Origin of the sequence: Pseudomonas sp. MM213, assembly GCF_020423045.1 — a bacterium.
GTDB lineage: Bacteria > Pseudomonadota > Gammaproteobacteria > Pseudomonadales > Pseudomonadaceae > Aquipseudomonas > Aquipseudomonas migulae.
On record NZ_CP081943.1, the window covers coordinates 2,830,692 to 2,851,112 of the forward strand.

Sequence of the window (20,421 nt, forward strand, 5' to 3'; positions counted from 1 at the left end):
TACCGAATATGGCGCAGCGGACGGGACTCGAACCCGCGACCCCCGGCGTGACAGGCCGGTATTCTAACCGACTGAACTACCGCTGCGCGTAGCGTTGAAAGTAAATGGTGGGTGATGACGGGATCGAACCGCCGACATTCTGCTTGTAAGGCAGACGCTCTCCCAGCTGAGCTAATCACCCTTTACCTTCGTTGCGGGGCGCATTGTGCCACAGATTTTCATAACGTGTTGATTTAATTGATAAATAATTCAAAAAAATCTGAAAACCGGTGAAACGACGCATCCAGCAGGAACTTCAGGCAGAAAAAAACCCGCGTTAGCGGGCTTTTCCGTGGTGACCTGGCGTTCAGCGTTCCAGGTTACCGAATATGGCGCAGCGGACGGGACTCGAACCCGCGACCCCCGGCGTGACAGGCCGGTATTCTAACCGACTGAACTACCGCTGCGCGTAACACTTGAAGCGAATGGTGGGTGATGACGGGATCGAACCGCCGACATTCTGCTTGTAAGGCAGACGCTCTCCCAGCTGAGCTAATCACCCTTCACTTTCGGTGTGGCGCGCATTCTACGGAGCGACCTCACCTCTGGCAAGCACTTTTTTAAATAATTTTTTCAGGCCTTCCAAAGGCTTAGAGAAGGGTTGGCCTACGGCGCCACGAAGAGAATAATGCCCCACTTTGTATAAAGGAGAGACTCGCCCCATGTGGTTCAAAAACCTGCTTATCTATCGCCTGACCCAAGATCTGCCTTTTGATGCCGAGGCGTTGGAAACTGCACTGGCCACCAAACTGGCGCGTTCATGTGCAAGCCAGGAGTTGACCACCTACGGTTTCGTCGCGCCTTTCGGCAAGGGCGAAGATGCACCACTGGTGCACGTCAGCGGCGACTTCCTGCTGATCTCCGCCCGTAAGGAAGAACGCATCCTGCCGGGCAGCGTCGTGCGTGACGCCGTTAAGGAAAAGGTCGAAGAGATCGAAGCCGAACAAATGCGCAAGGTCTACAAAAAGGAACGCGATCAGATCAAGGATGAAATCATCCAGGCCTTCCTGCCGCGCGCCTTTATCCGTCGTTCGTCGACCTTCGCTGCGATCGCGCCGAAACAGGGCCTGATTCTGGTCAACTCGGCCAGCCCGAAACGTGCCGAAGACCTGCTGTCCACCCTGCGTGAAGTCATCGGCACCCTGCCAGTACGTCCGCTGACCGTGAAAATGTCCCCGACCGCCACCATGACTGAATGGGTCACCACCCAGAAAGCCGCCGATGACTTCTTTGTGCTGGACGAGTGCGAGCTGCGCGACACCCACGAAGACGGCGGCATCGTGCGCTGCAAGCGTCAGGACCTGACCAGCGAAGAAATCCAGTTGCACCTGAGCACCGGCAAAGTGGTCACTCAGCTGTCGCTGGCCTGGCAGGACAAACTGTCCTTCGTCCTCGACGACAAGATGGTGGTCAAGCGCCTGAAGTTCGAAGACCTGCTGCAGGATCAGGCGGAACAGGACGGCGGCGAAGAAGCCCTCGGCCAGCTGGATGCCAGCTTCACCCTGATGATGCTGACGTTCGGCGACTTCCTCCCGGCGCTGGTTGAAGCGTTGGGCGGTGAAGAGACGCCGCAGGGTATCTAAAGCCTGGTGATCTCTAATGTAGGAGCGAGCCTGCTCGCGATGGAGTGTCAGTCGCCTCTCTTTGCCTGACACACCCTCGCGAGCAGGCTCGCTCCTGCAGGGGTTTTGCAGTGTTACTTAAAATAAGGATCAGGCCATGCGTGCACTGGCTGCATTGAGTCGCTTTGTCGGCAACACCTTCGCTTACTGGGTTCTGATTTTCGCCGTCGTGGCTTTCCTGCAACCGGCATGGTTCCTCGGCCTGAAAGGCGCGATCGTGCCGCTCCTGGGCCTGGTGATGTTCGGCATGGGCCTGACCCTCAAGCTCGAAGACTTCGCCGAAGTCGCTCGCCATCCGTGGCGCGTGGCGCTGGGCGTGGTTGCACATTTCGTGATCATGCCCGGTGTGGCGTGGTTGCTCTGCCAGGTGTTCCATCTGCCGCCGGAAATCGCCGTCGGAGTCATCCTGGTCGGTTGCTGCCCAAGCGGCACCTCATCAAACGTCATGACCTGGCTGGCCCGTGGCGACCTGGCGCTGTCGGTGGCCATCGCCGCCGTCACCACCCTCCTCGCTCCACTGCTGACGCCCGCGCTGATCTGGCTGCTCGCATCGGCCTGGTTGCCGGTGTCCTTCATGGAATTGTTCTGGTCGATCCTGCAAGTGGTGCTGCTGCCGATCGTGCTCGGCGTGGTCGCTCAGCGCGTGCTCGGTGATCGGGTTCGCCACGCGGTGGACGTATTGCCGCTGGTTTCCGTTGTCAGCATCGTGATCATCGTCACGGCTGTCGTCGCGGCCAGCCAGGCGAAGATTGCCGAGTCCGGCCTGCTGATCATGGCCGTGGTGATGCTGCACAACAGCTTTGGCTATCTGCTGGGGTACTTCACCGGACGGCTGTTCAAGTTGCCACTGGCCCAGCGTAAATCCCTGGCGTTGGAGGTTGGCATGCAGAACTCCGGTTTGGGCGCCGCGCTGGCCAGTGCGCATTTCTCGCCGCTGGCGGCGGTGCCGAGCGCATTGTTCAGTGTGTGGCACAACATTTCCGGGGCGCTGCTCTCGACGTATTTCCGCCGGATGAGCGAGAAAGAAGATCGGGAAACCGCGGCTCGGCAAGTGACCGAGTAAGCGCAAAACTTGATCCCCGGGTTAATGATGGGCACCATACTGCGCAACGCGAGGACGACCTCGCGGCTCGATCGAGTCACTAATCTGGGGACGACCCCGTCAATCGATGGAGGTCTCTCATGTCCTGGATCATTCTGTTTTTCGCCGGCCTGTTCGAAGTGGGCTGGGCTGTCGGCCTGAAATACACCGACGGTTTCAGCCGCCCTCTCCCTACTGCGTTGACGATTGCCGCGATGGCCATCAGCCTTGGCCTGCTTGGGCTGGCGATGAAGGAATTGCCCCTGGGCACTGCCTATGCGATCTGGACCGGCGTGGGTGCCGTCGGCACGGTCATCGCCGGGATCATCCTGTTTGGTGAATCGATGGCGCTGTTCAGGCTGGCCAGCGTGACCTTGATCATTGCCGGGCTGATCGGACTGAAAGTCAGCGCCTGACGGCTTGCGACCAATACGACAAAGCCCGCCCCTCTATCGATAGAGGGCGCGGGCTTTTTCAATGGTGAGTCCAACCGATCAGCTTTCGGCCAATGCCATGCGCCCACGCGCGACCGGAGCCCTTTCCGAATGCTCAAGCTGGATGCACCGCTCCAGGAACAAGTACATGTAGTCGTAGCTTTTGCACACGGCCTCGCGCAATTGGGCCTGCAGTGACTTGCTCGGGTTCAGCCCCGCCAGCGTGCAGATGATTTCCAGCGCTTCCCACGGATGGGCGTCATCGTACTGGGCATGCATCTTCAGCCACTTCATGGCTCGCTTGCGATCCTCTTCGGGGAACGATGCCGCGTAGACGCCATTGGAACAGACCAGCGCCGACCACTCGCCGGTCGCGCCTTCAATGGCGTAGTTGGTGGCGGCAATGGCAACGATCAGCGAGTCCGCCGAACTGGTGTGCCAGCACCAATGACTCAAGGCGTGAAGTTCAGGGGCCACCTTTTGCGCCTGCAGTTCTTCCAGGCTGACACCGTGAGCACGGCTCCAGTGCACCCAGTAATCGGCATGGTTCAATTCCACACGAATGTTGCGCATCAACCATCGTCGCGCCATGTCCTCGCCGGGATGGCGGGCAAAACGGGTCTTGGTGAGGTTCTGTGCCATATATAACGCGAATTGCTCAACCACGGGCCAACCACCAATAAGGTAGTTGCGCATGGTCTTTGCGCTGAGTTTGTTATCTCGCATGCGCCTGTACAATTCGTGTTCGACAACCCGGCGTTTACTCTCGCTGCAGTCCTGGATCAGTTGCTGAGCCCAGGCGGGATAACTTGCAGCTTCCATGAGGGGTCCGGTTCTGTTGAATGTATCGATCACTGTCGGGTTCCTTTTGATTGTGATTGTAAGGATCAGCAAGAGATTTCAACGGAACGTGCCAGGCGCCTTGAACAACAACGGCTGAGGCCTGGCAGGACGACTTTGTAAACTATCGCAGGTAAACAAATGCGGGCGCTCAATCACATACCCTTGAGCGTAATCCACCCCGATTTCCAGCAATGCCTGTTCAATCTGGGGTGTTTCAACAAACTCGGCAATCGTACGCTTACCCATTACATGGCCGATGTGATTGATCACTTCGACCATGGCGCGGTTAATCGGGTCGTCCAGCATATCCTTTACGAAACTCCCGTCGATCTTCAGGAAGTCTACAGGCAAATGTTTCAAGTAGGCGAATGAGGACATACCGGCGCAAAAGTCATCCAACGAAAAGTGGCAACCTAAGCCTTTGAGTTCATTAATAAATCTAATTGCACTTCCAAGATTGGAAATAGCACTGGTTTCAGTAATTTCAAAACAAATCATTTCAGGCGGTATGGAATAAGTAATGAACTGTTGACGCAGGAAGTCCAGGAACGCCTCATCTCCTATAGTTGTGCCTGACAGATTAATCGCACACATCGCCAACGGCCCTTTGTGTTTCTCCGATATACATTGGGCAATGATCTTGAAAACATTCTGTACAACCCAACGATCAAGCGAAGTCATCAACCCATAACGTTCCGCCGCCGGAATAAAACTGTCGGGCAATATCATGCGCCCGGCTTCGTCATGCAGGCGCAACAGGATTTCGATATGCCCGCCGCCTGTTTCGACATGACCCAAGGCTGCGATTTCCTGGGCATACAGACAAAAGCGGTCCTCTTCCAGCGCCATGTGCAAGCGCTGCACCCAAGCCATTTCGCCAAAGCGCAGGGACAATTCCGAGTCATCGGCGTGATAGACCTGAACCCGGTTGCGGCCCTTTTCCTTGGCCATGTAACAGGCCATATCGGCGGCGCGCAGCGATGTTTCGAGGGTGGTCGGGTGCTGATTGATGTGTACCAGGCCGATGCTCACGGTGGTCACGAACGGCCGGCCTTTCCAGACGAAGTGCAGGTTCTGCACGGTCTGGCGCAGGCCCTCGGCGATTTTCTCCGCGGCTTCCGGTGCGCAACTCTCCAGCAGGATGCCAAATTCGTCGCCGCCCAGGCGGGCCAGGGTATCGCCTTCGCGCAAGCCCGATTGCAGCAACGCGCAGATGTGCCGCAACAACTCGTCCCCCGCCGCGTGGCCGCACGTGTCGTTGACCAGCTTGAACTGGTCCAGATCGAGAAACATCAAGGCATGACGCCCCGGATGTCGCGTCAGGTTGTGCAGCACCTGTTCCAGGCGATATTCGAATTCGCGGCGATTGGCCAGCCCGGTCAAGGCGTCATGGGTCGCCTGCCAGGACAAATTGGCAATGTATTGCCGCTCCTGAGTCATGTCGTGCAACACCAGCACGGTGCCGCTGACCTTGCCGGCATTGCGGATAGGCGCACCGACCAGCGTGACCGAAACCGTGCTGCCATCCAGCCGTTGAATCAATTTGGAGTGCTCACTGCCACCGCTGAGCTGACCGCTCAGGATGTGCTCGATCAGCGTAAAGCCGTCGGCCTGGGCATTCTCGTCCAGCAGATTGAACAGCGCGGCCAGGGGCAAGCCTGTCGCCTGCTCGGCCTTCCAGTGCGTCAACGCCTCGGCGGCCGGGTTCATGTAGGCAATCGCGCCGTCGACATTGGTGGTGATCACGGCATCGCCAATCGATTGCAGGGTGATCTGCGCGCGCTCCTTCTCCAACTGCAGGGCGTCGGCGAACGCATGGCGCTGCTTGAGCAATTTGTGCGTGCGCATCAGGGCCAGGACAATCAAGCCCAGGGCGGTGGCGAGGTTCGTCAACAGCAGCAGGCGCAGAATCACCCGCGAGCCTTCACCCAGGGCATCGCTGAAGGCCTTCGCCGCCGGCGTCACTTCATCGTTGATTGCAAAAATCTGATCTTTCCAGCGCTGGATATCGCCATTGGTGGCCTGACGGGAGGTGATGCGCTGATGCATTTCCCGAGCAACATCACCCAGGCGCAGCAGATACGCATCCCCTACCGTCCAGAGGTCGATGGCTTTCTCAAGGTAAGAGAAGTGGCGGAAATTGAGGTACAGCCAGATCAGGCTGGAGACGTCATCCGGATGGTTGCCCCCCTTGAGGATCGCCTGGCGTGCCGCTTCAATGTTCGGTGGTTGATTGTCCAGCGCCACACGTAACTCGTGGCCCCCTTGAGGCACGGCGATGGCGTTCTGGTATTTGAGGAATATCGTCTCGTCGCGACTGTCCGCGTAGAGATTCAGGTAATAGATGGCGTCTTTCTGGCCCTTGGACCAGAGGCTTTCGCCGGCAACATAGCCGCGCACCGCCGACAAAACATACAGGCTGAAACCGCCCAACAGCGCCTGAAATAGCACGACAGCGATAAATGGCCAGACAATGCCCAGCAACCGTGGCGTTCCGAGAGTCCGCGTTTGATTCATGAGGTCCCTTGTTTTAGCACTGCCAGATCATCATCCAACGTGATCGCTACAGCTAGACTAGGGTGCGTTCTCGATCCCGGCAAGCGAGAAGCCCTTTCTATGGGCAAGTGCCGGTAAATAACGGTTTCCAGTGAGAGGCGGACATACCGCGCGACACAGTTCATGGAGAAAAACCGCCATCACCTAACTATGTACCGCTCTCTCCTGCTCTTTTTCTCTTGAAATCGGACCACGGCTTCATCGCGTTGCGCGATGCGCCAATCCACTGACACTCAAGAGAAGCTCCCGAATGGAAACAACAGAACATTCCGAAACCATGCAATACGAAGGCGTTCTATCGGACTACAACGCCCTTCTCGCCTATTTGAAAAAAACAGAAAGTTCGACAGCCGATTTTGAAAAAACATTAATAGTCCCTGGCGCTCACTCCCCACTTTTACAATTTAGCGCTCGGGGGCGCGCATTATTACAACCCCTCCTGACGGCTCCAGGGTACCGCACACATTGCCTGAAATCAGGCAATGACCCGGACACACTGGAATTGACGGTAAAAGATGATGAAGTGAAGTATGAAATCTTCACGACGGACAAAAAACGAAAGTCGATTCTGAATATCCCCGCCCAGCAAAAATTTGAGAAAGACAACAGTGGGAATACGGTACTTGTTACCAGTGCTCCGAAATGGGTCAGCCTGATAACTGCCATCAACCAAGAGGCGAAAAAGATCGGGGGGGTTATTCGTGCCGACGGCGCCGTCAATCTGGTGCAGATGACTACTTACTACGGAATTCTCCCCTGGCACGCGGGAAACGCAGACGAACATCGCACTACGATCAACGCAGTGGAAGAGAAACGCGCTCGACATACATTGCGACTGGACAGTGGCCTAGATATCGACCTGTTGAATCGCGCCCCCACCAATGAAGACCGAAAAATCCTCAAAGCCCTGCGCCAAAGCAATCCGGCCCAACCAATGACCATGGAGGCTCTGATCACCCGACTGACAAACAGGGACATCAACGACATCGTCAAACAATTCCTACCTTCCACGGAAACTTCGCTGTTCACTCACCTGGAAAAAAATGCACTTCCCAGAACCACTACCGAGCAAGCCCGAGCAACACCTACGGTGTTTCTTGAAAAAATCTTGCGCTCTGCCGAGTCCGTGCGCCTGGGTAACGCGTTACTGAAAGGTCTGAAATGGTACGGCGGTGACCCGGACGAGAACACTTCGCCCGAAATCCGGATAAAACTTGTCAGCAGAGCCATTCGCTTATGGACAGGCGTGTCACGCGATAACAAGCCTGAGGATATCGCCGGTTACCCCTGGCACCAGCGTTCGAACTGGGGAAAGAGTTACCAGACGATCCGGGCAGAATTCGAACAACATCTAAGGGACTCCAAACGAGCGTCGTCGGTGACGGAGTCGATCTTGCTCGCTCGTCTGTTCCAACCCGAATTTCCGAGGGAATTCCAGGTTCCCGATATCCCGCCCGACCTGCCCTATAGAAGCTCGGCGGTCTGGGTCAACTTCGTTCATGGTGTAACGCTTGCAGATGCCATGGAACCAGATTTGATCCAGCGCATGTCCTTCCAGCAACTCGTGGAGTTTCCGCTTCATCAGTCGATGCAAGCGACTTCGCAAGAGCTGGGGCTTATCGCGCTGGCTCGAGTGCCCCCGACTCTGGAATGGGCAATCACCAACGGCGTGGTTCCTGAGAGGAGCGACTCGGATTACTCGTCTGAGGAGAAAGCCCAATCCATAAAAGCACTCGACGAGCAAATAGACGCCTTGAAAAAGGCCATTATTCAATTGGACGTCAGTTATCCCGAAAGAAAGGTCATCGCCGAGCGAGAGATTAAAAACTACTTCAAGGACGCGTTGCAGAAAAACCGTGAAGGAAAATTGGTAAAACCCTTTGGCTCGGCATCCCCCGCATTCATCTCCGACGGGCGAAAATTGATCGAGGACTATGGAGACATCGATGGAGGCGGTGCCCTTCAAACACCGCCTCTAAAGGACAAGGTCTACTCTTTCCTGGATGTTTATATGTCGGGGGGACTGACGCCAGAAAGAACCTGGTTCATAACCATGAGTGACGGAAGACAAAAGTCACCCTACCGAATCAGCATCAACAATGATCGCTCGGTAAAAACCAAAGCCCCGTGGCTTCCTGCAACAGTGACGCAAAAACCCTTGCCTGATGCAGGAAAATTATTTGAGTCAGCATTCGACAACTACCTTGAGCTGAGTAAAAAAGCTTATCAAACACTGCTGAAAAGTCAGTTTTCCTCACTCCCCCACGACGATCGACAAGGCATCGAACTGGGAGAGGTAAAGATCTACACCTTGAGAAAATCCACCGATGAAATCGCGTTCGACGAGGAAACGCCGGACATCACGCTACCCCTGCGGCTTCGCATGGGCTTCATTCTGAAAATCACCTATGAGTCCAACGTTGCCTACTACGAATGTTTACCGCGAGCGGGGATCATTCGAAAGCGCAAGGATGTCTCATCGGCCATGCTCAATGGCGTTCATCAGGCTCAACAGGTCGCAGGGCCGATCTATGGAGAGGCCAATGTCATCAAGGTGATACGCGGCAAACATGTTCCATTTGATTGGGAAGCCCATGAGAGGGGCAGCCCCCCAAAAGAAAAAGCGATGTGCACAGCCATCATTGACCCGTTTGGCAAAACGTTTACGAGCCCATCCATTAGTCCTGACCCCGAACAAACTTTGTATCCCGCCGCATCGTTTTCCCGCGCTTCCGAACTTGCCCAGTACATCGCCAACAACTTTTTCTTTTTTGACGAAGCATTGCTCAAGAAAGCAGCGAAAGGCGAAACCGGGATTGAACATCTCGCTGCCCATCCCCATTGGCTGGATTCGGCCAAGAGATTCATACCGTTCTGGGGCGGTATCAGCGACCTGCTGTCAGGCGATCCGAAAAAAAGGGTATGGGCCATTTTTGGCTTGATTGTCGATGTCGTCTCGTTCGCCTATCCACTGGGAAAGTTTGTCTGCGGATCAATAAAACTGGTTTCCACGGCAGTCCGGTCCGGCGTACGTGTTGCACTTCCCGAGTTCGGTTCGCTTTTTCAAAAACTGACCGTTTCACTCGTACAAAACACAATTCCGTTCTACGGCCTGCCGACACTGGGTTTTCGACTCGTACGGGGTTCAATAAAAGGTGTGTATGCCGGTCTGAAAAGTGTGCTCAGACCTGCGTACAAAAGCATTCGGACGGCGGTGGGCAGAACCGGCAGCCACAGCTTTATCGATGGCTTTACGTACATGGACAACCCGGATCACTGGCGTCCTTTGGTGGAGGGAGATCAGCTAGCAAGCTTGCGGGGGACGCACGACGTACCGGTGCGCAACGTTGCGTCGGCAGGCAAGGTCGACTACCGCTTTGTCGACCCATTATCGACACAGCCTTATGGCCCGGCATTGCTACCTCATTCAAACGAATTTTCGTTGGGAAAATCCCGCTACGGCACGCTGGAAAATACCCATCAGCACGTCACAGTCGAGCTACCCGAGAATACGCACGTAAACGACGTGCTCGAAGTGGACGGCCGCACCACGCTGTTCATCGATGACGTACCGTACCGGCTGAAGGGGGACACGCTGCACCGTGCCGACTTGATTGAATCCACTGACTCACTGAAATCGATACCTTGCCGACCACGACGCGCCCCCCGGAGCAGACGTGTGCGCAACCCGTTATGTGTGGCGAGGCCTGGCCCCGGTACCCGCGGTCGGCACGTTCGATGAAACCAAGGGTTGGGCTACCTGGTTCGGGGACAACATTTATACGCCGGGCGCTGCCGGCGCCCCCCTGACAAAGGCTTCGCTGGCCACTCACACAACACTCGACGCGACGATGGAGTTCCGCAAAGGCATTTACGGGCGTGTCAAAGTCAACGTGACCGAAAAAGGTGTGACCGATTCCTTCCACTCCGGAGCCATCATCGTGGACTCCATAGACGGTTCGAAACGGTATGTTTTCACACGTCTTGATGCGGGGGATTTTTACGTTGCCGAACTGGCAAAAGGGCAAAACCTGCGTAACGCACTGACCTTCAGGCAAGCGTCAACCTTGCCCGCCGAACTGCGGCGCGAGTTGATGGTGGTGTACACCGGCTCGTTGAATGCCAACAACATGGCGAGGATTTACGGTGTGACTCTCGTTGAGCGCGCCATGAGAGCGATGGACAACATCGCCATACCTATCGGCGGCCATGCCAATCCGCCCGATACACTCAGGCTGATCAAGGTCGATACCAGCCCCGGCGAGGCCGTGCTGTTCGATCACTCGACCCGAATGATCGTCAGGCACTCCACCGATGGCGCAACGACCTGGTCCGCGTCCAGGAATGCTCCGGAAAGTGTCCGTAAAACGACAGCGCAAGTCATCAATACACTGTTCCAGAGAACCGTCATCACCCTGGAATCGTCGGTTCGGGGTGGGCCCAAGGCGTTGAAAATCGATGGCGTCATGTTGGAGTTACAGCAACGCATCAGCAACATTCATAAGAGTGAATTGGGCAAGCTGCGCAATGTTGCATTCGCGGAAATCAAGACAAGACAGGGCATTCGGGAGGTTTATGTCAGCGTTTCCGGCAGACAGGGTGACACTGCTTACCTGCCATTGTTTGAGAGAAACAGAGGCTCGAAAGAGGTGATCGACGAAGGTACGAGTTACTTCAACATAGATCACGGCGCCAGCTTCCCGCAGACATCGCTGAACGTCTCCGCTTCTGGCAAGTTGCGAGCGATTCCGCACACGATCGACAACATCGAGACGTATACGCCCGCACTCACCCAACGCCCTACTTCACTGGACACCGAGAGCAAACTCATCAGCGTCATACGCCAGAAGTATCCGGACGCCCAGGAGCTTGAGTCCATCACGATAGCCACCACCATGGCCCCCTGCGACTCGTGCTCAGTCGTCATGAAGCAATTCGGTTATGACGGTAGTCCGGAGGCCTTGAACGTAATCTGGAAGTAGCTGCGCAGCACTGATCAGTGCTGCTGCAAATGCCCGTACAGCTTGGCGTACAAACCACCCTCGGCAATCAGTTGCTGATGGTCGCCATCCTCGGCAATTTGCCCGCCGTCGAACACCAGCACCCGGTCGGCCTGTTTTACGGCGGACAATCGGTGCGCAATGATCAGCGTGGTGCGGTGGCTCAGGAACCGCGCCAGTGCCTGGTGCAGGTTGTATTCGGTGGCGGCATCCAGCGCTGAAGTGGCCTCGTCGAGAATCACCACTTTTGGTTCGGCCAGCACCATCCGTGCAATTGCCAGGCGCTGGCGCTGACCGCCGGACAAGCGCACGCCGGAACGTCCGACAATGCTATCCAGGCCGTTGGGCAATTCCCGAACCGTGTTGTGCAGTTGCGCAATTTCCAGCGCCTGCCAGCAGGCTTCGTCACTGCGCTCACGGCCCATGGTCAGGTTGGCGCGGATGGTGTCGTTGAACAGCGCCGGGTGTTGCAGGACCACCGCTACGTTTTCACGCACCGTTTCCAGGCCGATGTCCTGCTGGGTCGAACCGCCGAAGCGAATGGTTCCGGCCAGGGGCGTGTACAGGCCCAGCAGCAATTGCACCAACGTACTTTTGCCGCCGCCACTGGCACCGACAATCGCGACTTTTTCACCAGGAGCGATGGACAGGTTCATCTGGTTCAACACCAGTTCGTCACCGTAACCGAAACTCAATCCCTGGACTTCGATACCCACGGTTTCGCGACCGTTGAACGGGTCGACACCGCCTGGGTATTCAGGCTCGTCAGCCCTTGCCAACAACTCATTGATTCGGGACAGCGCACCACCGGCGGCGTAATAGGCGTATTGCAGATTCAGCAGTTGTTCCACCGGACCGATCATGAACCACAGGTAACTGAACACCGCGAGCATCTGGCCGATGGACAGGTCGGAAAACAATACGGTGAGCATCGCCGCGGCGCGGAAAATATCGATGCCGAACTGGAACAGCAAACCGCTGGCCCGGTTCGAGGCATCGGTTTTCCACTGGGAGTTCACCGCGTAATCGCGCACTTCCCGCGCACGTTGGCCGAGGCGCCCGAGGAAAAAACCCTGACGGTTGCCGGCGCGCACTTCCTGGATGGCATCGAGGGTTTCGGTCAACGCTTGAGTGAATCGCGAGGTGCTGTCGTTCTCGAGTTTCTTCAGGTGCTTGACCCGCTTGCCCAGCAGCACCGTGGCATAGATCACCAGCGGGTTGAACAGCATGATCAGCAGTGCCAGCTTCCAGTGCATCCAGATCAGGATGCTCGCGGTGCCGATCAGGGTCAGCATGGCCACGAGGAACCGGCTGAGGGTTTCGCCGACGAATTTGTCCACCGTGTCCAGGTCGGTGACAAGGTGCGTAGTCACCGTGCCGCTGCCCAGGCTTTCGTATTCACCCAGCGAGATGCGCTTGAGGCGCTCGATCAGCCGCAGGCGGATGCGGTACACGATGTCTTTGGCCAGTGCCGCGAACAACTTGGCCTGCACCACGTTGAACAACAAGGCACCGCAGCGCAGCAACAAGGTCACCAGCAGCATCAGGCCGATGTAGCCCGCCGCTTTCTGCCAGCCTTCGGGCAGTGCGTGGTTCATGACTTTCAGCGCCGCGTCGCCATGGCCCAGCAGCACTTCGTCCACCAGCAAGGGCAAGAGCAAAGGAATCGGCACGCTGCACAACGTCGCCAGCACGGCCACGCCGTTGGCGATCCACAGGGATTTCTTGTGATGCAGGGCCAGGCGACGGATTTCCGCCCAGCTCAGACGGTCGACACGTGCAGCGGTTGGGGCGTCGTCAGGCAGATCATGCACAGGCAGCGCGCTCCAGCCAGCGGCCGAGCAGCGGTGACAATACGCTGAGAGGCTGATAGCCATTGGTCAACAACGCCAATTGACCATCACGCTCTGCCAGCAAGGTGGGGAAACCGGCGATGCCGAGGTCCTGCACCCAAGTGAAATCGGCCGCGGTCGCGGCATGTTGATCGGCGCGGTCGAACGCGGCAGCGAATTCGATGCGCGGCAAACCGGCCTGCTCCGCCAGTTCCACCAGCACACTGGCGTGGGTGACATCGCGCCCTTCTGCGTAAAACGCATGCTGGATCAGGCCAAGCAGTTTCCACGCGCAATCCGGCGCCAGGCTGCGCGCCGTCACCAACGCCCGACAGGCCGGCTCGGTGTCGTACACAAAGCCGTCGGGCAGTGCGCCTTCGATTTTGAACGGTTGACCGGTGGCCTCAGTGACCGCCTGCCAATGTTCAAGAATGTAGCGCCGGGTGGTCGGCTCCAGCGCCGAACCACTGCCGGTGCGCAAACCGCCCACAATCAAATGCACGTCCACACCCGCCGCCTGCGCCTGCTCGACCAACGCATTGGCCACCGGCGCAAAGCCCCAGCACCAGGAACACATCGGGTCCATCACATAGAGCAGGCGGCGTGCAGACATGGTTCAAGCCTCGGAAGGGGTTTGCTTGTAGTTGTAGCCGATCGGGTGCGGCATGTTGCGAGCCTTGGCCAGTTCGATCTGCTTCTGCCGATCGATGGCACTGCGACGGGTCTTCTCGCTCAGCTTATCCCAGCAATGCGGGCAGCTGATGCCCGCCACATAGTGCTCGGACGCGCGGTCTTCAACACTAACCGGTGTACGACAGGCGTGACATTGATCGTAGTCACCTTCACTGAGGTCATGACGAACGGTCACGCGGTTATCGAACACGAAGCAGTCGCCCTGCCATTTGGTTTCTTCCTGCGGCACCTCTTCGAGGTACTTCAGAATGCCGCCCTTGAGGTGGTAAACCTCATCGAAACCCTGGCTGAGCATGTAGCTCGAAGCCTTTTCACAACGAATGCCGCCGGTGCAGAACATCGCGACTTTCTTGTGCACGGCCGGGTCGAAGTTGGCTTTGATGTAGTCGGGAAATTCGCGAAAACTGGTGGTTTTCGGATCGATGGCGCCTTCGAAGGTGCCGATCGAGACTTCGTAGTCGTTGCGGGTGTCGATCAACAGTACTTCCGGATCGCTGATCAGCGCGTTCCAGTTCTCTGGATCAACGTAGGTGCCGACCTTTTTGTTCGGGTCCACGCCTTCGACGCCGAGGGTGACGATTTCTTTCTTGAGTTTGACTTTGGTGCGATAGAACGGCTGCTCGTCGCAGTACGACTCTTTGTGGTCGATGTCGTCCATGCGCGGGTCGTTCTTGAGCCAGGCCATCAGCCCGTCGATGCCTTCGCGGCTGCCGGACACGGTGCCGTTGATGCCTTCTTCGGCGATCAGCAGCGTGCCTTTGATGCCGTTGTCGACCATGGCCTGCAGCAGCGGCTCGCGCAGGTCGACGTAGTTTTCCAGGGTGACGAACTTATACAGTGCCGCCACGACAATCTGTTGTGTCATGGGTGATTCTCCAGGTGGCTACCCTCGTAAGGGGTGAACCGGATGCGAAAAAAAACGCGCCGGGTAAGCGGCGCGTTGCGGATTCTAGCAAAAATAAACGCTCCTCTGTAGGAGCCGGCTTGCCGGCGATGGCAATCTCGAGGACGCCATCGCCGGCGAGCCGGCTCCTACAAGGGGCGGGACATCAATGCGAGCCGCCAGCACAGGTCGGCGAGGCCGGAGCCGTGTCGATCTGTGCCCATTCCTCAGGCGTGTAGGTATGCAGCGCCAACGCATGGAACTCGCCCATCAGCTCGCCGAGCGTGCCGTAGACTTTCTGGTGACGCTTGACGCGGTTGAGCCCTTCGAACTGCTGGCTGACCACCACGGCCTTGTAATGGGTCTGCAACCCACGACTGTGCATATGGCTTTCATCCAGCACTTGCAGGTGCTCGGGCTGTAACAGGCCCAGCGTCGATTCGATGCGTTGTTGCATGGTCATACCGAACTCCGCTTAAGGCTTTTTCTTGGCAGCAGGTGCAGCGGCGTTAGCCTTAGGGTCCAGCTCGTTGGTCATGTCAGCCAACAGCTTGTTGACCACTGGCACGGCGCTTTCGAGCTTGGCCTGGGTCATCTGGGCCGATTGCTGGGTCAGCTGCGGCATTTTTTCCAGGACTTTCTTGCCCAGTGGCGACTGGTAGAACGCGACCAGGTCTTTGAGCTCGGATTCGCTGAAGTTGGAGGTGTACAGCTTGACCATGTCCGGCTTCAGCTTGTTCCAGCCAATGGCTTGGTCCAGAGCGGCGTTGGCTTTGGCCTGGTAGGTTTCCAGCAAGGCTTTTTTCGATTCAGGGGCTTTGGTCTGTTCAAAGCGCTGAGCGAACATTTGCTGCACTTGCATGTACACCGGAGTGCCCAATTTGTCAGCGTGCGCCAGGGTCAGGAAAGCTTCGGCACTGGCGTTGTGGCTGGCGGTATCGGCAAAAACAGGGCCGCTGGCGCAAACCAGTGCAACCGCGGTACAGATGGCACGAAGACGAGTCATCGAGTTTCCTTTTCTAGCAGGCGAGGTAAAACCCCAAGGGCGTCCATTCTGCGCCTAAAAAAGTGTGTCGCTCAACCCCAAGCCTTGTCGTGCCTGAATTAGAGGGGTTGAATGGTCAAAATACTGACCGATGGAACCACGGCCGGCGATCACGGCCTAAACTGCGCTATCAGACTGACAGGAGTGTGCATGATGAGCCGTATCGAAACCGACAGCCTTGGCCAGGTGGAAGTGCCGGATGAGGCCTACTGGGGCGCTCAGACGCAACGCTCGCTGATTAACTTCGCCATCGGCAACGAGCGCATGCCGCTGGCGGTGCTGCATGGGCTGGCGCTGATCAAGAAAGCCGCGGCGCGGGTCAATGACCGCAACGGCGATCTGCCCGCCGACATCGCCCGGCTGATCGAACAGGCCGCCGACGAAGTGCTCGACGGCAAACACGACGACCAGTTCCCGCTGGTGGTCTGGCAGACCGGTAGCGGCACCCAGAGCAACATGAATGTCAACGAAGTGATCGCCGGGCGTGCCAACGAACTGGCCGGCAACCCGCGCGGCGGCAAGGTGCCGGTGCACCCCAACGATCACGTCAACCGCTCGCAGAGCTCCAACGACTGCTTCCCCACCGCGATGCACATCGCCGCCGCGCAGGCGGTGCAGAACCATTTGCTGCCGGCGATCAGCGAACTGTCGGGCGGTCTGGCCGAGCTGTCCGCGCGGTACATGAAGCTGGTGAAGACCGGCCGCACCCACATGATGGATGCGACGCCGATCACCTTCGGCCAGGAACTCTCGGCGTACATCGCACAACTGGATTACGCCGAACGAGCGATCCGCAGCGCCCTGCCCGATGTGTGTGAACTGGCCCAGGGTGGCACCGCCGTCGGCACCGGGCTGAATTCGCCGCACGGTTTTGGCGAAGCGATTGCCTCCGAGCTGGCTGCGCTCTCCGGCCTGCCGTTTGTCACTGCACCGAACAAATTCGCCGCATTGGCAGGGCATGAACCGCTGACCACGCTGTCCGGCGCGCTGAAAACCCTCGCCGTGACCCTGATGAAAATCGCCAACGACCTGCGCTTGCTGGGTTCCGGGCCACGTGCCGGTTTCGCCGAAGTGAAATTGCCGGCCAACGAACCCGGCAGTTCGATCATGCCCGGCAAGGTCAACCCGACTCAGTGCGAAGCCCTGTCGATGCTCGCATGCCAGGTGTTGGGCAACGACGTGGCCATCGGCTTCGCCGCGAGTCAGGGGCATCTGCAACTGAACGTGTTCAAACCGGTGATCATCCACAACCTGCTGCAATCGATCCGTTTGCTGGGCGATGGCTGCAGCAACTTCCAGCAGCATTGCATCGCCGGCCTGGAACCGGATGCCGAGAAAATGGCCGAGCATCTGGAGCGTGGGTTGATGCTGGTGACGGCGCTGAACCCGCATATCGGTTACGACAAATCGGCGGAAATTGCCAAGAAGGCCTATGCCGAAGGGCTGACGTTGCGGGAGGCGGCGTTGCAGTTGGGGTATCTGACCGATGAACAGTTTGATGCGTGGGTAAGGCCGGAGAATATGCTGGAGGCTGGGGCCAAGGGCTGAGTATGCGGTGACTGTTAGTCAGTCTTCGCGGGCAAGCCTCGCTCCTACAGGGGTTGTGTCGATCACAAAATCTGCGAACGACACATCCCCTGTAGGAGCGAGGCTTGCCCGCGAAGAACGATAACGCGGTCTAACTGGCCGCCATCCGAACCTTCCGCGCCTTGAGCCCCGCAATCAACGAAGGCCCCAACGCCACCAGCGCCGACCCCAGCACCACCAGCACCGCCCCGCCATACCCCAGGCCATTGATCGTTTCGGCATGCACATACTCCGGCCATAACCAGGCCGCCATGGCCACCGCCGCGAACGTCACCAACGGCGTGATCGCCAGCGTCGCACTCACCCGCGAGGCTTCCCAGTGCGCCAGCGCTTCGGCAAATGCGCCATACGCAATCAGGGTGTTCATGCAGCAGGCCAGCAACAGCCAGCCTTGCAGCGGATTCAGTTGCAGCGCTTCCAGCGGGTGCACCCACGGTGTCAGCAACAACCCGCAGAACAGGTAAATCACCATCATCACCTGCAACGAATTCCACACCGTCAGCAGTTGCTTCTGCCCCAGGGCATAAAACGTCCAGACCGTGGACGCCAACAACACCAGCAGCACACCCGCCGTGTAGTCGCTCAGCGAGGTGAACAACTCAACCAGACGCTGGTTGAAAAACAGTCCGAAACCAATCAGCAACACCAGCAGGCCAATCCCCTGCCCCACGCTGAAGCGCTCCTTGAACACAAACAGGCTGGCGATCAGCAACATGATCGGGCCCATCTGCACCACCAATTGCGCCGTGCCAGGGCTGAGCAGATTCAAGCCCATCAAGTACAGGATGTAGTTGCCCACCAGACCGAGCACCGCCATCACCACCAGCCAGCCACCGCGCGGGCCGAGCACTTTGCGGCTCGGCAGGCGTCGGGTCGCTGCCAGATAAATGAACAGGCAGCCGCCGGACACCATCAGGCGAAACCAGGTCACCGTGACCGGGTCCATCACCAGCAGCACTTGCTTGAGCTTGATCGGCAGGATTCCCCACAAAAACGCAGTCAACAAGGCCAGGAACAAACCATAAACCCAGCGACCCGATGAAATGTGCATGCGTACCTCAAAGCCAGATGGCAAGAGCCGTCATTCTAGGCTCAGCGGTGCCTGGTACACAGGGACAGTTGGCTGCCGGACGCAAATGAAACTGTGCGGGTCGCAGCAATAAATTGGCGATGTGCCGCTGATCGGCTGGCCAGGCGTTGCAAGTGGTTCATGCATAAGCTCATTGGATCCGCCAACAGCAACCCCCTTCAGGAGACCGCCATGTACGGCATGCGCGCTCAGGACAACGCCCCCGCCGTGCACTTTCGCAGTGACCGGATGTGTCGGGTGAATGGGGAGTTGTATTTCAGTACCCGGGAAAACACCCTGGAGGGGCCGTTTGAAAACCCGGAGGCGGCTGCGCGGGAGATTGCGGCTTACATCGCGCGGATGCGGGGTTTGACCACAAAACTATAAATCGAGTCGCCTTCATCGCGAGCAGGCTCGCTCCCACAGTGGATCAATGTCGCACACCTGATCCCTGTGGGAGCGAGACCGGCTTGCCGGCGATGGCGATGTAATAATCACCACAAACTTTAAGGTTTACCGTACCGCTTCAAACAACCCGGTCGCGCCCATCCCGCCACCCACGCACATGGTGACGATGCCGTAGCGCAATTTACGTCGCTGCAATTCCCGCACAAGATGCCCGACCTGACGCGAACCGGTCATGCCGAACGGGTGCCCGATGGAAATCGAGCCGCCATTGACGTTGTACTTCTCGTTATCGATCCCCAGCCGGTTGCGGCTGTACAGGCATTGCGAGGCAAACGCTTCGTTGAGTTCCCACAGGTCAATGTCGGCCACCTGCAAACCCTTGGCCTTGAGCAGCTTCGGCACCGAAAACACCGGGCCGATGCCCATTTCATCCGGTTCGCAACCCGCCACGGTGAAACCACGGAAGAACGCCTTCGGCTTCAACCCCAGTTCCAGCGCTTTCTCCAGGCTCATCACCAGGGTCATGGACGCACCGTCGGACAGCTGCGACGAGTTGCCCGCCGTCACCGAACCGTCTTCGGCAAACACCGGCTTCAACCCCGCCAGACTTTCCAGGGTCGTGTCCGGACGGTTGCAGTCGTCGCGGTCAACGACGCCATCGAGGATCTGCACCTGCCCGGTGGCCTTGTCTTCAACGCGATACTTCACCGCCATTGGCACGATTTCGTCGTCGAACAACCCGGCGGCCTGCGCCTGAGCGGTGCGCTGCTGACTTTGCAGGGCGTACAGATCCTGTTCTTCGCGGCTGACGTTGTAACGACGCGCAACGATTTCGGCGGTCTGGCCCATGGGGAAGTAGATGCCCGGCACCTGCTCTTTCAGCAGCGGGTTGATCAGGTTGTCGGTGTTGACGCTTTTCATGGTCAGGCTGATGGATTCGACGCCACCGGCGACGATGATGTCGCTGCAGCCCGAAGCGATCTGGTTGGCAGCGATGGCAATCGCCTGCAAGCCCGATGAGCAGAAACGGTTGAGGGTCATGCCGGCGGTGCCGGTGCCCAGGCGCGACAGCACCGCGACGTTGCGACCGATGTTGTAGCCCTGGGCGCCTTCGTTGGAGCCGGCGCCGACGATGCAATCCTCGACGCTGGCCGGGTCGATGCCCGAGCGCGCCAGCAGTGCATTGACGCAGTGGGCCGCCATGTCGTCCGGACGGGTCTGGTTGAACTTGCCGCGAAAGGACTTGGCCAGGCCGGTCCGCACGCTGTCGACGATCACCACTTCACGCATGGCATACCTCATTATTGTTGTCGGTTGAGAGTGGATCGA

Annotated in this window: 16 protein-coding genes and 4 tRNA genes; 7 read left to right on the forward strand and 13 right to left on the reverse strand. The window is 57.9% G+C overall.

Translation table 11 applies throughout. The annotated features are described in order from the left end of the window. Positions 1-9: 9 nt before the first annotated feature. The 4 genes from K5R88_RS12790 to K5R88_RS12805 all read right to left on the reverse strand — a co-directional run bounded on the left by K5R88_RS12790 (position 10) and on the right by K5R88_RS12805 (position 541). Positions 10-86: transfer RNA gene (locus K5R88_RS12790), tRNA-Asp, on the reverse strand. 19 nt (positions 87-105) lie between these two features. Continuing rightward, positions 106-181, reverse strand: a tRNA-Val gene (locus K5R88_RS12795). Between the two features lie 188 nt (positions 182-369). After that, positions 370-446, reverse strand: a tRNA-Asp gene (locus K5R88_RS12800). A 19-nt stretch (positions 447-465) separates the two neighbouring features. Further along, positions 466-541: transfer RNA gene (locus K5R88_RS12805), tRNA-Val, on the reverse strand. Between the two features lie 160 nt (positions 542-701). Here K5R88_RS12805 and rdgC point away from each other — a divergent pair. The 3 genes from rdgC to sugE all read left to right on the forward strand — a co-directional run bounded on the left by rdgC (position 702) and on the right by sugE (position 3,158). Further along, entirely contained in the window at positions 702-1,622 is a 921-nt protein-coding gene (gene rdgC / locus K5R88_RS12810) for a recombination-associated protein RdgC (protein WP_008035659.1), read from the forward strand. Positions 1,623-1,758: 136 nt separating this feature from the next. Next, positions 1,759-2,724 (forward strand): bile acid:sodium symporter family protein, encoded by a 966-nt coding sequence (locus tag K5R88_RS12815; RefSeq protein ID WP_008035661.1) that lies wholly within the window; start codon positions 1,759-1,761, stop codon positions 2,722-2,724. 119 nt (positions 2,725-2,843) lie between these two features. Continuing rightward, a complete protein-coding gene (gene sugE / locus K5R88_RS12820) occupies positions 2,844-3,158 on the forward strand; it encodes a quaternary ammonium compound efflux SMR transporter SugE (protein WP_008035664.1) in 315 nt (104 codons plus the stop codon). Positions 3,159-3,236: 78 nt separating this feature from the next. Here the strand turns inward: sugE and K5R88_RS12825 are convergent, their stop codons facing one another. Next, complete coding sequence (locus K5R88_RS12825; RefSeq protein WP_225609890.1) at positions 3,237-3,998, reverse strand: TenA family transcriptional regulator; 762 nt, start codon at positions 3,996-3,998, stop codon at positions 3,237-3,239. Positions 3,999-4,076: 78 nt separating this feature from the next. Then, positions 4,077-6,536: an EAL domain-containing protein gene (locus K5R88_RS12830; protein WP_223453136.1), complete on the reverse strand. Its 2,460-nt coding sequence runs from the start codon at positions 6,534-6,536 to the stop codon at positions 4,077-4,079. A 289-nt stretch (positions 6,537-6,825) separates the two neighbouring features. Here K5R88_RS12830 and K5R88_RS12835 point away from each other — a divergent pair, with 289 nt between their 5' ends. Both K5R88_RS12835 and K5R88_RS12840 read left to right on the forward strand, forming a co-directional pair. Further along, positions 6,826-10,317, forward strand: a complete 3,492-nt coding sequence (locus K5R88_RS12835; protein WP_226300070.1) for a hypothetical protein — start codon at positions 6,826-6,828, stop codon at positions 10,315-10,317. After that, on the forward strand, positions 10,253-11,557 hold the full coding sequence (locus tag K5R88_RS12840; RefSeq protein WP_226300071.1) for a deaminase domain-containing protein: 1,305 nt from the start codon (positions 10,253-10,255) through the stop codon (positions 11,555-11,557). Before K5R88_RS12835 ends, K5R88_RS12840 begins: the two co-directional genes overlap by 65 nt. 14 nt (positions 11,558-11,571) lie before the next feature. Here the strand turns inward: K5R88_RS12840 and K5R88_RS12845 are convergent, their stop codons facing one another. The 5 genes from K5R88_RS12845 to K5R88_RS12865 all read right to left on the reverse strand — a co-directional run bounded on the left by K5R88_RS12845 (position 11,572) and on the right by K5R88_RS12865 (position 15,989). After that, positions 11,572-13,389, reverse strand: coding sequence for an ABC transporter ATP-binding protein (locus tag K5R88_RS12845; RefSeq protein ID WP_008040921.1), 1,818 nt, complete (start codon positions 13,387-13,389; stop codon positions 11,572-11,574). Further along, complete coding sequence (locus K5R88_RS12850) at positions 13,382-14,020, reverse strand: DsbA family protein (RefSeq protein ID WP_008035678.1); 639 nt, start codon at positions 14,018-14,020, stop codon at positions 13,382-13,384. The genes K5R88_RS12845 and K5R88_RS12850 overlap by 8 nt, the downstream gene beginning before the upstream one ends. 3 nt (positions 14,021-14,023) lie before the next feature. Further along, a complete protein-coding gene (gene trhO / locus K5R88_RS12855; protein WP_017340054.1) occupies positions 14,024-14,965 on the reverse strand; it encodes an oxygen-dependent tRNA uridine(34) hydroxylase TrhO in 942 nt (313 codons plus the stop codon). A gap of 184 nt (positions 14,966-15,149) precedes the next feature. Then, positions 15,150-15,446 carry a BolA family protein gene (locus K5R88_RS12860; protein WP_008035680.1) on the reverse strand — a complete coding sequence of 99 codons (297 nt, stop codon included), beginning with the start codon at positions 15,444-15,446 and terminating at the stop codon, positions 15,150-15,152. A 12-nt stretch (positions 15,447-15,458) separates the two neighbouring features. Further along, a complete protein-coding gene (locus tag K5R88_RS12865) occupies positions 15,459-15,989 on the reverse strand; it encodes a DUF2059 domain-containing protein (RefSeq protein WP_008035681.1) in 531 nt (176 codons plus the stop codon). A gap of 192 nt (positions 15,990-16,181) precedes the next feature. On the opposite strand from K5R88_RS12865, the gene K5R88_RS12870 reads away from it, so the two are divergent. Beyond that, positions 16,182-17,576 (forward strand): class II fumarate hydratase, encoded by a 1,395-nt coding sequence (locus tag K5R88_RS12870; protein WP_192419312.1) that lies wholly within the window; start codon positions 16,182-16,184, stop codon positions 17,574-17,576. Positions 17,577-17,706: 130 nt separating this feature from the next. Here the strand turns inward: K5R88_RS12870 and K5R88_RS12875 are convergent, their stop codons facing one another. Next, positions 17,707-18,666, reverse strand: coding sequence for a DMT family transporter (locus K5R88_RS12875; protein WP_008035685.1), 960 nt, complete (start codon positions 18,664-18,666; stop codon positions 17,707-17,709). Between the two features lie 210 nt (positions 18,667-18,876). Between K5R88_RS12875 and K5R88_RS12880 the strand changes: the two genes are divergently transcribed. Beyond that, positions 18,877-19,071 carry a DUF6316 family protein gene (locus K5R88_RS12880; RefSeq protein WP_223453165.1) on the forward strand — a complete coding sequence of 65 codons (195 nt, stop codon included), beginning with the start codon at positions 18,877-18,879 and terminating at the stop codon, positions 19,069-19,071. Between the two features lie 126 nt (positions 19,072-19,197). Here K5R88_RS12880 and K5R88_RS12885 read toward each other — a convergent pair whose 3' ends face one another. Then, positions 19,198-20,382 carry a thiolase family protein gene (locus K5R88_RS12885; RefSeq protein ID WP_192419308.1) on the reverse strand — a complete coding sequence of 395 codons (1,185 nt, stop codon included), beginning with the start codon at positions 20,380-20,382 and terminating at the stop codon, positions 19,198-19,200. Positions 20,383-20,421: the final 39 nt, after the last annotated feature.

Excerpts from the sequence above, each read along its gene's own strand:
- rdgC (WP_008035659.1), top strand. The coding sequence starts at position 702 with ATGTGGTTCAAAAACCTGCTTATCTATCGCCTGACCCAAGATCTGCCT.
- K5R88_RS12815 (WP_008035661.1), top strand. The coding sequence starts at position 1,759 with ATGCGTGCACTGGCTGCATTGAGTCGCTTTGTCGGCAACACCTTCGCT.
- sugE (WP_008035664.1), top strand. The coding sequence starts at position 2,844 with ATGTCCTGGATCATTCTGTTTTTCGCCGGCCTGTTCGAAGTGGGCTGG.
- K5R88_RS12825 (WP_225609890.1), bottom strand. The coding sequence starts at position 3,998 with ATGGAAGCTGCAAGTTATCCCGCCTGGGCTCAGCAACTGATCCAGGAC.
- K5R88_RS12830 (WP_223453136.1), bottom strand. The coding sequence starts at position 6,536 with ATGAATCAAACGCGGACTCTCGGAACGCCACGGTTGCTGGGCATTGTC.
- K5R88_RS12835 (WP_226300070.1), top strand. The coding sequence starts at position 6,826 with ATGGAAACAACAGAACATTCCGAAACCATGCAATACGAAGGCGTTCTA.
- K5R88_RS12850 (WP_008035678.1), bottom strand. The coding sequence starts at position 14,020 with ATGTCTGCACGCCGCCTGCTCTATGTGATGGACCCGATGTGTTCCTGG.
- trhO (WP_017340054.1), bottom strand. The coding sequence starts at position 14,965 with ATGACACAACAGATTGTCGTGGCGGCACTGTATAAGTTCGTCACCCTG.
- K5R88_RS12860 (WP_008035680.1), bottom strand. The coding sequence starts at position 15,446 with ATGACCATGCAACAACGCATCGAATCGACGCTGGGCCTGTTACAGCCC.
- K5R88_RS12865 (WP_008035681.1), bottom strand. The coding sequence starts at position 15,989 with ATGACTCGTCTTCGTGCCATCTGTACCGCGGTTGCACTGGTTTGCGCC.
- K5R88_RS12870 (WP_192419312.1), top strand. The coding sequence starts at position 16,182 with ATGAGCCGTATCGAAACCGACAGCCTTGGCCAGGTGGAAGTGCCGGAT.
- K5R88_RS12875 (WP_008035685.1), bottom strand. The coding sequence starts at position 18,666 with ATGCACATTTCATCGGGTCGCTGGGTTTATGGTTTGTTCCTGGCCTTG.
- K5R88_RS12880 (WP_223453165.1), top strand. The coding sequence starts at position 18,877 with ATGTACGGCATGCGCGCTCAGGACAACGCCCCCGCCGTGCACTTTCGC.
- K5R88_RS12885 (WP_192419308.1), bottom strand. The coding sequence starts at position 20,382 with ATGCGTGAAGTGGTGATCGTCGACAGCGTGCGGACCGGCCTGGCCAAG.